We start from the raw sequence: 13,922 nt of genomic DNA, 5'->3' as shown, positions 1-13,922 counted from the left end.
TGCGCTGTGGCGCGCTGTCCTGCCAGGGGCTTGGCGACCGGTGACCGGTCTGTCGGGAGGGGGAAGATCAGCGCTGCCGGCCTGTGCGGTTTCGCTTGGCGATCCAGTTGCGACTGTTTCGCTTGGCGATCCAGTTGCGGCTGTTTCGCTTGGCGATCCAGTTGCGGTTGTTTCGCTGAGCAAAACACGTGCCCGCAGGCGAGCAGTTCCTGCCGTCGCCGCGGTGCTTCGCGCGCTGCCCTGCAGGGGCTTGCCCGCAGCGCTGTCAGGGGCCCACCGCGCGGCGAAAAAAAACCAGCGATGCGCTGGTTTTGGAGAGGGCCGGCTCTTATCTACTTCCTTCTCGGCGTGAATGGGTAGATTCTGGCGCTGCGGGTTTTCCCCCGTGTTCTCCCAGCACGGCCATCATGCGGTCTATGGTGTGTTCGCTGAATTCCGTGTCCTCCGCTTTGTCCGCGAGGTCGCCTATCAGCGCCACGACCGAGCGGCGCACGCCGGGTGTCTCCCGGGTCAGGGCGACGCGTATTTGCCGGAAGGCGTTGCGCAGGGAGGGGGTCTGCTGTGCGGGCTGTTGCTGGATCAGGTGGCGCACCTTTTGCAGCGTCAGCACGGACCCCGAAGGGGGGGTGGATATCAGCCCCAGCTGGTGCGCGGTCTTTTCGGCGACGTATTCGTCGTAGAACGCTTCGATGGGGACGCAGAAGTGGTTCGCAAACGCTTCGAGCGTCGCGCGGCGGGGCTCGCGCGCCGTTCCCGCCAGGTATTTCTGGATGCTCGATTGGCTGACGGCGCCTCTCAGAGCGGTTGCGAGCCCGTTGCCCGATAGCTCTTTGTGATCCAGCAGCAGCTGGAGTAATGCGCGTCCTTCCATCCCCTAACTATGCAGGATTGAATAATTCGACTTCGAATTGCACTCCTATTCGATGTGGAATAGAATCGCGCCCATGAGCACGACCACCACGCGCATCCTGCGGCGTCTGCAAGCGGCGGGTTTTTCGCAAACCGAGATCTCCCGGCGGGCGCAGATTCCGCAGCCGACTTTGTCCAAGTGGGCCGCGGGGCGCGCTGCCAAGGCTGCGGATGCGGCCCTGCGGCTGCGCGAGATGGAGTTGGCCGAGTTTGGCCCCGCGGTGCGCGGCGGCTCTGCGCGGCGTGTGGCGGATCAGGGCTGACGGCATGTCCGAGCCCTGCCCTCCGCTGACTCCGCCCGATTGTGATTTGCGCGATTTCCCGTACATGCCGCTCGATGTCGTGCGCCTGCGCGATAGCGATATTTCGGCCATCGTCTCGGGCGATGAGTTCCGCTGCGCGGTGCTCATGTGGTGCGCGTCCTGGCACCAGGTGCCCGCGGCCAGTTTGCCCGACGAGGATGTTGTGCTGGCGCAGTTGGCCGGTTTCGGGCGCGTGGTCCGGGAGTGGAAGCGGGTGCGGGTGGGCGCGTTGCGCGGCTGGATCAAGTGTTCGGACGCGCGCCTGTACCACCCGGTGGTCGCCGAGAAGGCGAATGAGGCCTGGGCCGCCAAGCTGACGCAGCGCTGGAGGACCGAGTGCGCGCGCATCAAGAAGATGAATCAGCGCCAGGGGACCGATATGCCTTTTCCCGAGTTGGCGTCCTTCCTGTCCTTGCCGCCCGCGCTCTGTCCCCCGGGACATGGCGTCCAAGGGAGAGGGAAAGAGAGAGGGATATATGCAGATTGGGATCCGGCGGCGGCGGGTGCGGGTGCGGGTGCGGGTCGCGCCGCTGTCGCGGACGATGCGTCGCCGCCGCCGCTGTCCCCTTCTCCTTGCCCGTCCCCACCTGCGTCCCGCGCGCTGGAGTTGGCGCTCTTGCTGCGTGCGCAGGGCGCGGCCGTGGCGCCGGCGAATCCGCAGGTCCTGGATTGGGCCGCGCGCGGGGTCTCGGACGCGCAGGCCTTGCAGGCGCTCGATGTCGCCCGGCGCAGGCGGGCCGCGGCGGGCAGCCAGCAGCCCATCAATGCGGGCTTTCTGGACTCGATCCTCAGCGGGGAGGTGTTGCAGGGCAAGTCCGCCAAGCCGAGCCGCCATCACGGCATTGGCGCTACCGATTTTCGCGAAGGAGTGAGCGACGATGGACGTTTCTGACCCGGCGGCCGTGCCGCTGCATACGCGCACGTGCGACTGCCCAAGCCATGGTGTTTTCGCGTCCCGGGCGATCGAGTTGCCCGCGCTGGGGCGCAAGCCGGGCAAGCTGATTTGGTCGCGCTGCCCGGTCTGTGGCCGCGAGGCGGCCGCGCGCGAGGCGGCGGCGCAGCGCGCCGAGCAGGAGCAGGCGCGCCAGCAGCGCATGGAGGATCGCCTCAACCGCGCGGGGATTCCGAAGCGGTTTCGCGCGCGCTCCTTCGAAAATTACCTGGCCGATTCCGACGCCAAGCGCCATGCGCTCGTGACGGCGCGCGGGTTTGCCGAGGATTTCAGCGCGCACGCGCGCCGGGGCACGACGCTGGTGCTCGCGGGAAATGTCGGCACGGGCAAGGGACATTTGGCGCTGTCCGTTGCGCAGCATGTCATGTCCCTGGGACATAGCGTGTTCTTCGCCACGGCGCGCGAAATTGTCCTGATGCTGCGCGGGCGCTGGGACGATCGCAGCGCGCCCGGCGAGATGGAGGTGCTGCGCATGCTGACCGCGGTGTCGCTGCTCGTGGTCGACGAGGTCGGGGTGCAGTTCCATACGGACGCCGAGCGCGATCAGCTCTTTGGCGTGCTCGACGGGCGCTACCGCGATCTGATGCCCACGCTGCTGACGACGAATCTGAGCCGCCGGTTGTTGCAGCAGGCCATTGGCGAGCGCAGCTATAGCCGCTTGCGCGAGCAGGGTATTTGGGTGCCTTTCGATTGGGAGGATTTTCGTGCGCGCAAGGTGGGGGCGGGCGCCGCCGCCGCAGCAGCAGCCGCAGCCGCATCAGCGGGGTCTGCGGCATGATGGCGCGGCCGATTTTTCGCAGCACGGGGCAATGCCTGCACGTGGCCTTTCTCATGGAGGTCCTGCCCGCGACCATGCGCGGCTTCATGCAGGTGATTCTGGAGTCGCACGTGCAGGTCTGCGACGAGCCCGATGGGTCGGCTGCGCAGCGGCGCGGCGTTGATTTCGGCGGCATGAGCGCGTTGGAGGTCCGGGGGCAGTGCGCGATGGTGCGCGGCCTGGTCGAGCACCATTTGCCGCGGCCCGAGGCCTGCGCGGTGAAGGCGCATTACGGGCACACGGCGTCCAAGGCCGAAGGGGTGCGCGGCCTGTCCGATTACGTCTCCGTGCTGCTGCGCACCACCGACCAGGACGCGGTGCTGGCGCTGGCCTGGGGCGTGTTCGGCACGCTGCGCCAGCGCGAGGGGCTGAGCCTGCGCGCGGTGGCCCTGCACTTCGGGCTGACCAAGTCCACTGCGCAGCGCGATCAGCAGACCATCAAGCGCATGGGCCGCGACATGCTCAGCCGGGCGATGGACCAGCTTGGCACCCGTTTGCAGGACGCGGGGCTGGTCGAGGACGCGCAAGGCTGACGAAATGCTTGACGGCGTGGGACAGAGTGGATAGATTTCGCTACTTTCGGGGCGGGGTTGCGTGCAGACCCGGCGCGCAGCCAGACCCCCCGGATGACGATAGGCCCGCCACAGAGCGGGCTTTTTTTTTGGCCATTTTGCGATGGCCAGATGAACCAAGCGACCCCGCCAGTGCGCGGGGTTTTTTCTTTTTCCGCGAGAACTGGAAGTTGAACCATGACACGACCGCATCCCAGCATCAGCCCGATGGCGCCCGACGCCGTCCCCTCGGTGTGGAACCCCCGCTACCGGGAGATTGACGAGAATTTCGCGGGCATTGATACACGCGTGCTGGCGCGTGAAAACGAGATGGATCAGGCCCGGGGGGGGAGGGGGAGTTTGGACGAGCGGTTGGATGAGATGGATGGGCGGATTGGTAGTGGGGGGGTGGTTCCTCGTGTGCAGGGGGGGAGGTGATTTTCTATAACCGGGGTGGAAGGACGGCCTGTGGGTACGCAAGAGCAGCAGCGCAAGCCGCAGCTTGGACATTGCCGCCGGGACGTTTTTTATCGGCGGCCGTCTCTACGGCATGGGCGCGCGCACCAACGGCAACGGCGTCAGCGTACCCCCCAACCCGGGCAGCACGGCGCAAACCTGCGAGGTCTACCTGCGGATCAACGGCGACAGCATTGACTTCCAGTGCAGCCCGCTTGGACAGAGCGCCCCGGCCGATGCCGTTGTCCTGTGCCGACTGACAATCCCGGCGGGCAACACCGCGGCCAACGATGCCAACTTGATCAACGTCGGGCTGGCCTACATCGGCCGCTATGAAATCCATTTCCCGGTGCTGCTGCGCAGACCTCCCTCGACCCTGGTTTCGCTGCCCGTGCCACTGCCCAACGCCAACTGGCATATCGACCTGGACGTTGTCGAGGCGCAAGGCGCCAGCGTGGGCCCCGAACACCTCATTGTTGCGGCGCGTGCCAGCAACGGTTTCCGTCTCACGCTCGCGCACACCGCCGACGCCGTGAAAGTTCGCTACACCGTCACGCATATGGGAGTTTGAGCATGGCAATCCTGAAACAGATGGGCGCAGGCCCGCACCACGAATGGGCCGTTCGCGGCACTGAAATCAGCATAGGCAACGTCACGGTGGACGCCGCCGCGCACCAAGGCGAGGGCGACACCATTGTCGATGTGTATGTGAAGCCGGACGGCAGCTACGCACTCATGGGGCCTGGCGCCTTTGCCGCGAATATCACCATCCGCGGCCGGCGCGAGCGCAAGGAACCCGGCACCGATAACGAGGGCCATCCGACCACAACCCGCATCCCCGAGCCGCTGGACGCCGACGCCGTCGAAATCACCCTTTGGCCAAAACCCTGATCCAGGAGAAACAGAATATGCCAGTCATCTTTATCAAGGACAATCTGCGCACCCAGGTTGAGGCCGCAAGCGGCGGCGCTGCCACGGTCATGTATACCGCAAAGGGCCACCCCTGCTATATGAGCGTGATTCCGAAGTTCAACTTGGAAGACATTCATGCGAGCCTGGGCACCGGCGTGCACCCGGCGTTTATCGTCAATGGCATCGAGAAGGACGCCATCTACATCGGCCAGTATCAGGGCATCGTCGAGGATGAGAATCTGCTGTCCATCCCCGGTGTGCTGCCGAACTACTATCGGCGCTTCGATGAGTTCCAGCAGTATGCCAAGAACAACGGCGCTGGCTGGCACATGATGACCCATGCCGAATGGGCGGCCATCGCGCTGTGGTGCTGGAAAAACGGCACGATGCCGCGTGGCAATACCAACTATGGCAAGAGCCACTCCATGCCCCACGAGACCGGTCGCCGTCACCACAATGGGATGGGCTCCTGGATCTACACGGGCTCGGGCCCGGCCTCGTGGCGCCACAATGGCCTGCCGCACGGTATTGCTGATCTCACCGGCAACGTCCCGGAATGGCTTGGTGGCGTGCGCCTGAACGAAGGCGAAATTCAGATACTGCCGAACAACGACGCTGCAGACAACACCAAGTCCCAGAGCGCCGATTCTGCCCACTGGAGGGCCATCAGGGCGTCTGATGGCGCCTTGGTCGAACCGGGTACGGCGGGCACGCTGAAATACGACGCGGCAACTGCCGTGACCGATTACGATACGCAGGCCGCAATCCTGTCCGACTCCAAGACCAATCCCACCAACCCCGGTGGCAATGACTACAACACCCGCAACACCTTCAAAAGCATGGGGGTGAAAGCCGGCCTGACCGTTCCTGCAATCGCCAAGGCGCTGGGCCTGTACCCTATTGCTGACAGCAACCTTGGCGATGATGCTTTCTGGATATGCAACCATGGCGAACGTTTGCCTCTGGCCGGTGGTCGCTGCTGGAACGATGGCCCCAGGGCTGGGGTTTTTGCGCGCGTTTTCTGCGGTTTGCGGACGGGGGCGGAGACGGGGACGGACTCGGATCGGATCAGGAATTTGTGGGTGCTCGGTACCGCCCGGGTAGCCTTTGTCCTTTGACAGAGAAACTACAGCGTCCTCTGAGTGAAAGTGAAAGCCCCCCGGCAAACACCCCCACCCCCATATTTCTCCACCCCAACGGCGCACCACAAGGTGCGCCGTTTCTCTTTATGCAAAAAAGAAGTTAAACCATGACACGACCGCATCACAGCATTAGCCCGATTGCGCCCGACGCCGTCCCCGCGGTGTGGAATCCCCGCTACCGGGAGATTGACGAGAATTTCGCGGGCATCGACACGCGCATGCTGGCGCGCGAAAACGAGATCAGCCAGGCCCGGGGCAGCAAGGGCAGTCTGGACGAGCGCCTGGACGACCTGGATAGCCGGGTGGGCAGCGGCGCCTCGGCCTATCCCCGTGTGCAGCGGGGGGAGGTGATTCTCTACAACCGGGGCGTGAAGAGCCGCCTGTCGGTAACCAAGAGCAGCAGCGCAAGCCGCAGCCTGGACATTTTGGCCGGGACGTTTTTTATCGGCGGACGTCTCTACCGCATGGGCTCGCGCACCAACGGCAACGGCGCCAGCGTACCCCCCAACCCCGGCGGCACGGAGCAAACCTGCGAGGCCTACCTGCGGATCAACGGCGACGGCATCGATTTCCAGTGCAGCCCGCTTGGACAGAGCGCCCCGGCCGATGCCGTTCCTCTGTGGCGGCTGACAATCCCGGCAGGCAACACCGCGACCAACGACGCTAACCTGACCAACGTCACACTGACTGACATCTACCGCTTCGAATGGAACTTCCCGGTGCTGCTCGACAACCCGCCCTCGACCCTGGTTTCGCTGCCCGTGCCACTGCCCAACGCCAACTGGCATATCGACCTGGACGTTGTCGAAGCGCAAGGTGGCACTGTGGGTCCCGAACACCTCATTGTTGCGGCGCGCGCCAGCAATGGTTTCCGCTTCACGCTCGTGCACACGGCAGACGCCGTGAAAGTTCGCTACACCGTCACGCATATGGGAGTTTGAGCATGGCAATCCTGAAACAGATGGGCGCAGGCCCGCACCACGACTGGGCCGTTCGCGGCACCGAAATCCGCATAGGCAGCGTCACGGTGGACGCCGCCGCGCACCAAGGCGAGGGCGACACCATTGTCGATGTGTATGTCAAGCCGGACGGCAGCTACGCGCTCCAAGGACCTGGCGCCTTTGCCGCGAATATCACCATCCGTGGCCGCAGCTACCGCGAAGAACCCGGCGCTGATAACCAGGGCCATCCGGGCATGGCCCGCATCCCCGAGCCGCTGGACGCCAACGCCGTCGAAATCACCCTTTGGTCAAAACCATAATCCAGAAGAAACCGAATATGACCATCTTTATCAAGGACAACCTGCGCGCCCAAGTCGAGGCCGCAAGCGGCGGCGCTGCCACGGTCATGTATACCGCAGCGGGCCACCCCTGCTATATGAGCGTGATCCCGCGTTTCAAACTGCAAGACATTCACCCAAGCCTGGGCCAGGGCGTGCACCCTGCGTTTATTGTGAATGGCATCCAAAAGAACGCCATCTACATTGGCCAGTATCAGGGAATCGTCAAGGACAGCAACCTGCTATCCATCCCCGGCGTGCTGCCCAATGTCCAGAAATTCGATTACTTCCATGAGTGTGCCAAGAACAACGGCGCTGGCTGGCACATGATGACCCATGCCGAATGGGCGGCCATCGCGCTGTGGAGCTGGAAAAACGGCACTTTGCCGCGTGGCAATACCGACCGTGGCAAGAGCCGCTCCATGCCCCACGAGACCGGCCGCGGTGACGATGACTTCCTGCCGGGACTCTACGACGTTATCTACACGGGCTCGGGTCCGGCCTCGTGGCGTCACAATGGCCTGCCGCACGGTATTGCGGACCTCACCGGCAATACCGCGGAATGGCTTGGTGGCTTGCGCTTGAACGAAGGCGAAATCCAAATACTGCCGAACAACGACGCCGCGGACAATACCAAGTCCCAGAGCGCCGACTCCGCCCACTGGAGGGCCATCAGCGCGTCTAACGGCGCCCTGGTCGCGCCGGGTACGGCGGGCACATTGAAATATGACGCTGCAGCTGCCGTGACCAGTGGCCGTACTCAGGCAGCAATCCTGTCTGACTCCAAGACCCGCGACACCACCCCTCCCATCCCCATCGACTACGGCGGCTATAACCCCACTAACACCTTCAAAAGCATGGGTGTAAAAGCCGGCCTGACCGTTCCCGCAATCGCCAAGGCGCTGGGCCTGTACCCTGTCACTGCCAGCCTTCCCGGCGAGGATGGTTTCCTGATGCACAACCAAGGCGAAAGTTTGTCTATGGCCGGTGGTCACTGGAACGATGGCGCCAAGGCCGGGGTCTTTGCGCGCGCGCTCTGCGGGGGACGGACATGGACGAACTCGATGTGGGATATTGAGAGTTGGTCGGCGCTCGCGAACGCCCGGATAGCCTTTGTTCTTTGACAGAGAAACCACAGCACCCCTGAATGAAAATAGACCCCCCATTTCCCCACCCCCAACGGCGCACCACACAAGGTGCGCCGTTTTTCCTTATACACACAGCAAAAGGAGTTAACCCATGACACTGACACATAACACCATCACCCCCATCCCGAGCGACGGCCCCAATACCCTGACCACGCTCTGGAACAGCCGCTACCAGGAAATCGACGCCAACTTCGCGTACCTCGAGAACGAGATTGCCGCCGCGCAGCTCGGCGACAGCAGCCTTTGCAACACCATCGGCACAATGGCCAGAAAACTCAACAACGTGTCCCGCACGCTCAACAGCGTGGGGACGCGCTTCGTCCAAATCGTCGGCATCGTCTGCACGGCCACGGGCGGCGGCGCCGGCACCTGGCAGCACATTGACGCGAACTACAGGGCCATCAACACCACGGGGGAAACCTTCAACAAGCACCCGACCTACGCCGGCGTGATCGACGAGACCATCGACGGCCAGGCCATGGTGAGAGTGCCCCTGTTCTATATGAAGACCGGCACCGTCCCGCGCGGTGACTACGTCGGCAAGCGCTACTGGATGGTCTCCGACCTGCCGGTACCCGGCTTCAGCGTGCACCCGGCCTTTATGCACGCCGGCGTCGAAATCGACCAATACTGGGTGGGCAAGTACCAGGGCACGGCGGACGGCGACAGCAAGCTGGGATCGGTTGCCAATGTTCTTCCGTTGCAGTCCTCGAACGACCCGGTCCACAGGCTCGTCTTCTTCGAGGACATGCGCGCGCTCGCCAACGCACGCAACACGGCAGGCGTGACCGGGTTTTGCATGTGGAACATCTACCAACTCGCGGCGATCCAGACGCTGGCCTTGATCGAAATGGGGGGCTCCGACAGCCAGAGCCTGATCGGCCAAGGCCATGTGTCCAGCCCAACTACCCTGGTGACCGACCACGAAACCGTGAAGAGAGCCGCTTGGCGCGGCATCGTGGGCCTGTGGGGCAACCTCGGGCAGATGATCGATGGCTTGAAGACCAATGCCGACGCGCAGTACATGATCTGGGACAAGAACGGCAACCAGACCTACGAGAGCACCTCCAAGACCGCGCCGGCGAACGGCTACCCCGTGCAGATGGCCACCGACAGCGCCGAGCGCTACGACCTGGGCCTGGTCTTCGTTGCCGGCGCGACCAATCTTGCCTACGACCAAGGCACCTATGGCGACTACTTCAAGCAGGCGCCAAACAGCGTCACCTACTACGGCGGCAGCAGAGAGTCGGTATCGGGCAACCACGTCGGCCTGTTCTCTCTGGAAATCAACTGGCACGCGGAGTACGGGCACAGTCACATCGGCAGCCGCCTCGCCAAGGTGTAAGGAGATCGATGCGACGCACTGGCGGCGCACGTGCGCGAAGCCCCAGGCGGTGGCCGCCAACACCAACGCATCCGGCACGCCACCAGGCCGCCAAGCCGCCAAAGACCGGATCGAACCCCCGGGCACGGCGCCGGACATGGCGCCGCGCGTGGCCTGGGGCGACTGACTCGACGGACTCGACGGACCGACTGACGGCCCAAGGGCGCGGCGCACCGGTCATCGGATGGCCCCCCCTTCGGGCAAGCGACCTGGGCGAGCCACGCGCGAAGACCACGCAAGGGCCCCGAGCCCCGAGCCCCGAGCCCCGAGCAAGAACCACAGCCGCCCCATTGTTCTTGGCATGGTTTCGCTTTTAAGAGAGAATGGGTCGCGTGTTCGAGATAAAGCACTACATCACCGACGAAGGCCGCGACGTATTCGGGGACTGGCGCAGCAAGGTGAAGGACGTCAAGGCGAGGATAGCCATCGACCGGCGCTTATACCGCGTCGAGCTGGGCAACCTGGGCGACCACAAACCCTGCAGGCAAGGGGTGTGGGAGCTACGCATCGACACCGGGCCGGGCTACCGCATCTACTACGCGCAGGCCGGGCAGACCGTAGTCCTGCTGCTATGCGGCGGCACCAAGCACGCGCAGGACGCCGACATGACAAAGGCATGCGAATACTGGCAGAACTGGCAGCGCAGCAACGCGAAACAGGAGAAAGAGCGATGAACGACCGGGCACACGACGACGCAATGGCCGAAATCCTGCGCAAGGACCCGGCGTACGCAGTGGAACTGCTCAACAGCATCCTGGAAGACGGCGACCAGGCAGAACTGCTGATCGCGCTGCGCCAAATGGCAAAAGCATTTGGCGGCGTGATGAAAGTAGCCGAGAAAGCGCAGCTCAACGGAACGCACATCTACCGCACGCTCTCCGCGCAAGGCAACCCGGAGATCCGGAGCCTATCGGCGATACTCAAAGTCATGGGCCTGCGCCTGGCGGTGCAACCGATTCCCGCCCCCGACACAGCGCATGCATGAACGCAGCGCCCCGATTCCCCGTCGAACCCGCGCGAGCGCTGCACGCGCGCATGGACGGACGGACGGACAGACGGACAGACGCGGCGCACGCCACGACACAACCGACAACCGAATAGCCTGCCGACACCGCCCCCGCGACCCGGCTTGCGCCCCACGCCAACCCGACTGACGGCCACAGGCGCGTACCCAGCGCGCGCGCAGCGATCGCGTGAAAACCACCAAACCAACGGCCGCGCGCGCAACGCGGCCGACGCCGCGCTGGCGGCCAGCCTGATGCGCAGCGTGAAGTACCACCGTGGCCGATAGCCAAAACAAAAAAAGCCAAGCCACTGAAACGGGCCACCGCCGGCGCGTGCGCAACCCGCCCCCTGCGCACCGCGAACGCCCACGTGCGCGCAACCGCGGCAGAGCAACCGGCGGCGCGAGCGCACCCAAGTCCACCGCCAACCCCTGCGCATGGACTGAGACGACGGACATGGGCTGACAGACCCGGCGCGCGCGGCGCCAACCCCCGCCCGCCCGGATACTCCCGGGAGAGGGGAAACGAACATGGCCCCAGCGCCATGCCACCGGGCAAACCCGCCAAGCGGCGCCATCCGCGCAGACGCCCCCGGCGCGCGCGCGACCCGCCCCCTGCGCACCGCGAACGCCCACGCGAGCGCACCCAAGCCGACCGCCAACCCCCGCGCATGCGGCGCGCCGACGGGCCAACACCAAACCACCAAAGACCGCAACGAAACAGGCGAGCGCAACGCAGGACGCGGCGCGCATGGGCCGAGGCGACGGACTTGAACTTTGACAGACCCGGGGCGCGCGGCGCCACCCCCGCCCGCCCGGACAGCCCCCGGAAAAGGGGAAACGAAGCAACATGGCCCCCGCGCCATGCCACCGGGCAAACCGCGCCAAGCGGCGAACCCACACACAAACCAAGGAGCACCGAAATGAGCAAGAAACTGAACCGCTGGCGTCTATGGATCATGTGGATAGCCGCCATCGCCGTCGTAGGCTGGTACTGGCTAAGCGACCCCGACGGCGGCACGGAAACCCTTATGCGCCTGCAATGGCTCGCCTGGCTCTGCGTAGCCGCAGGCCCGGTATACCTGCTGCGCCGCGCCTTCCACGACGAAGCACGCTCAGCCGAAGCCTACCGCCGAGCGCTGGACAACCCGATCGGCGCCGGACTGGTATTCCTCGGCCTGGCACTACTCACCGGCATGCTCTTCCTGGCCTTTGCCAGCCGAGCCGCAGCCGGCCAAGCACCGCCCGCAGCGGAAAAACACCCGCCAGCGCAAACGGCAGAACAGACCCCACAGCGCCCAGAAGGCCCATAAAGCCCCAGACCAGCGAAAACAGCAGCCAAGACAAACACCGACGCTGTAACAGCGGTTCCGCTACGATGGCACCCGACACCGCAGCGAACCGGAATCGAAATCGGAATCGGAATCGAATACGACCCGGGCCAACGCAACCGGCAGGCCGACCGGCCGCCAAAGACCGAAACAAGCAGACAAACCCGGCGCAAGACCGGGCGGCGCGCGAAGCCAGGACCCCAAGAACCGGGCCCCGCGCGGAAAAAAGAAACCAAACCACGGCGCAAGCCGAAAAACCCATCGCCCAAAGCGAACCCGGAAACTGACGTGGACCTGACCGAAAGCACAGCGCAACACACCGCCGCCGCCCTGGAGAGGCAATACCGCATGCACCGCATCGCCTGCGAACTCTTCACAGCCGAGCACAGCCTGCAAAACCACCCCGGCGCAGACATCCTCACAGGCACCCGGGGCAGCGACACACTCGACATCGCCAACACCCACGGCGTACAAGCCGGCGCCGACTACCTGCTCAGCGACACAGGCAAAACCAGCCTGGTACACATCGCCGCGATCGAAACGCCAACACGCGTACGCCTGGCCGCCAAACTCACACGCAACTGGGACGCCAGCGCCCGGCTAAGCGGCAGCACACTCAGCGCACGCGCCCAGGGCGGCGCGCACGCAGCCATAGGCGCGCAATGGATCTCCCGGAGCATCGAACTCGGCGCAGACAGCGCAGTACGCGCCGTCATCATCCGCCGCAGCCAAAACACCGGCGAAGCCCGCCTGTACACACGCAACGCCAACACCCGGAACTGGACCGAACGCCCCTGGACACAGCGGCGCACCGCAGACGCAGCCGCAGGCCTGGCCGACTACGAATACCCCATCGCGACAAACGCAGACGGCCCACTGCGCCTGATCATCGAAGGCGAAGCCATGGACATCCGGCACATCATCGCCCTGAACAGCGGCACCGGCCTGGGCGGAGACAGCAACCCACGCCTGCGCCCGCAAGCACCCAGAATCAGCCACCCGGCCGACGGCGCCAACAACATCATGGAAACCCCCACACTCAGCGCCAGCGACTACCAAAGCCCGACAGGCAAACCCTTCGCCACAGCACAATTCCAAATCAGCGACAGCGAACACTTCGCGCAAACACAGCACGACACGGAAAAAACCGCCCTGAGCGACCCCGTCCCCGCCGGCACACTCGCAGCCGGCACCACCTACTACCTGCGCTGCCGCGTCAAAGACACAAGCGGCGCGGTATCGGACTGGTCCGCAGCAAGCCGCTTCACAACCGCCGCGCACTACCGCTACATAAACACCCCCCGCATCACCGCACCGGCAAACGGCCAAAGCGCAATCGCAGAACAACCCACATTCCAAACCAGCGCCTTCGCCGTCACCGGAGGCCAAGACACACACGCCTACAGCGAATGGCAAATCCGCCTGGCGCGCAGCAACAACATACTCTTCGGCGCAAGCAGCATCCACACCCACTACACCATCCCGGCGAAACACCTGAACGACGGACAAACCCAATACACAGTGCGCGTACGCCACATCGGCAACACACTCGGCGCATCCGAATGGTCCGGCGAAACCCACTTCAAAACCCGGCAACACTTCGGCCCAAGCCAAACCACCACCATCGCCACAGCCACCCGCAGCGACAACGACATCCAACCGCCACCCCCTATGCGGACACGACGAACACGCTAAACCGCCACCGGCAAAACGCCGAAAAAAGAAAACAAGCCGCG

At 64.5% G+C, this 13,922-nt stretch carries 16 protein-coding genes; 15 read left to right on the top strand and 1 reads right to left on the bottom strand.

What is annotated here, in order from left to right:
* Nucleotides 1-328: 328 nt before the first annotated feature.
* Nucleotides 329-871: a hypothetical protein gene (locus D5041_RS02045; RefSeq protein ID WP_265258489.1), complete on the bottom strand. Its 543-nt coding sequence runs from the start codon at nt 869-871 to the stop codon at nt 329-331.
* A 73-nt stretch (nt 872-944) separates the two neighbouring features.
* Here D5041_RS02045 and D5041_RS02040 point away from each other — a divergent pair, with 73 nt between their 5' ends.
* From D5041_RS02040 to D5041_RS01970, 15 genes are all read left to right on the top strand, one after another.
* A complete protein-coding gene (locus D5041_RS02040) occupies nt 945-1,172 on the top strand; it encodes a helix-turn-helix domain-containing protein (RefSeq protein ID WP_010108103.1) in 228 nt (75 codons plus the stop codon).
* 4 nt (nt 1,173-1,176) lie between these two features.
* Entirely contained in the window at nt 1,177-2,103 is a 927-nt protein-coding gene (locus tag D5041_RS02035; RefSeq protein ID WP_265283763.1) for a DUF1376 domain-containing protein, read from the top strand.
* Entirely contained in the window at nt 2,090-2,941 is an 852-nt protein-coding gene (locus tag D5041_RS02030) for an ATP-binding protein (protein WP_265282123.1), read from the top strand. Before D5041_RS02035 ends, D5041_RS02030 begins: the two co-directional genes overlap by 14 nt.
* Nucleotides 2,938-3,513 carry a hypothetical protein gene (locus D5041_RS02025; RefSeq protein ID WP_265283762.1) on the top strand — a complete coding sequence of 192 codons (576 nt, stop codon included), beginning with the start codon at nt 2,938-2,940 and terminating at the stop codon, nt 3,511-3,513. The genes D5041_RS02030 and D5041_RS02025 overlap by 4 nt, the downstream gene beginning before the upstream one ends.
* 520 nt (nt 3,514-4,033) lie before the next feature.
* Complete coding sequence (locus tag D5041_RS02020; RefSeq protein WP_265283761.1) at nt 4,034-4,558, top strand: hypothetical protein; 525 nt, start codon at nt 4,034-4,036, stop codon at nt 4,556-4,558.
* Between the two features lie 2 nt (nt 4,559-4,560).
* Nucleotides 4,561-4,878, top strand: coding sequence for a hypothetical protein (locus D5041_RS02015; RefSeq protein WP_265283760.1), 318 nt, complete (start codon nt 4,561-4,563; stop codon nt 4,876-4,878).
* 17 nt (nt 4,879-4,895) lie between these two features.
* Complete coding sequence (locus D5041_RS02010; protein WP_265283759.1) at nt 4,896-6,017, top strand: hypothetical protein; 1,122 nt, start codon at nt 4,896-4,898, stop codon at nt 6,015-6,017.
* 131 nt (nt 6,018-6,148) lie between these two features.
* Complete coding sequence (locus tag D5041_RS02005) at nt 6,149-6,982, top strand: hypothetical protein (protein ID WP_265283758.1); 834 nt, start codon at nt 6,149-6,151, stop codon at nt 6,980-6,982.
* 2 nt (nt 6,983-6,984) lie between these two features.
* A complete protein-coding gene (locus tag D5041_RS02000; RefSeq protein WP_265283757.1) occupies nt 6,985-7,302 on the top strand; it encodes a hypothetical protein in 318 nt (105 codons plus the stop codon).
* A 17-nt stretch (nt 7,303-7,319) separates the two neighbouring features.
* Complete coding sequence (locus D5041_RS01995; RefSeq protein WP_265283756.1) at nt 7,320-8,444, top strand: hypothetical protein; 1,125 nt, start codon at nt 7,320-7,322, stop codon at nt 8,442-8,444.
* Between the two features lie 115 nt (nt 8,445-8,559).
* On the top strand, nt 8,560-9,813 hold the full coding sequence (locus D5041_RS01990) for a hypothetical protein (protein ID WP_265283755.1): 1,254 nt from the start codon (nt 8,560-8,562) through the stop codon (nt 9,811-9,813).
* 362 nt (nt 9,814-10,175) lie between these two features.
* A complete protein-coding gene (locus D5041_RS01985) occupies nt 10,176-10,526 on the top strand; it encodes a type II toxin-antitoxin system RelE/ParE family toxin (protein ID WP_010106807.1) in 351 nt (116 codons plus the stop codon).
* Nucleotides 10,523-10,837, top strand: a complete 315-nt coding sequence (locus D5041_RS01980; protein WP_265283754.1) for a helix-turn-helix domain-containing transcriptional regulator — start codon at nt 10,523-10,525, stop codon at nt 10,835-10,837. Before D5041_RS01985 ends, D5041_RS01980 begins: the two co-directional genes overlap by 4 nt.
* A 941-nt stretch (nt 10,838-11,778) precedes the next feature.
* A complete protein-coding gene (locus D5041_RS01975; protein WP_010104098.1) occupies nt 11,779-12,168 on the top strand; it encodes a hypothetical protein in 390 nt (129 codons plus the stop codon).
* A gap of 306 nt (nt 12,169-12,474) precedes the next feature.
* Nucleotides 12,475-13,881 (top strand): glycoside hydrolase family 78 protein, encoded by a 1,407-nt coding sequence (locus tag D5041_RS01970; protein ID WP_265283753.1) that lies wholly within the window; start codon nt 12,475-12,477, stop codon nt 13,879-13,881.
* The last annotated feature ends 41 nt before the right edge of the window (nt 13,882-13,922 follow it).

The sequence above is a fragment of the Verminephrobacter aporrectodeae subsp. tuberculatae genome (assembly GCF_026127385.1).
GTDB lineage: Bacteria > Pseudomonadota > Gammaproteobacteria > Burkholderiales > Burkholderiaceae_C > Acidovorax > Acidovorax aporrectodeae.
The sequence above is the reverse complement of the archived record's forward strand: the minus strand, read 5'-3'. Positions and strand labels throughout refer to the sequence as shown.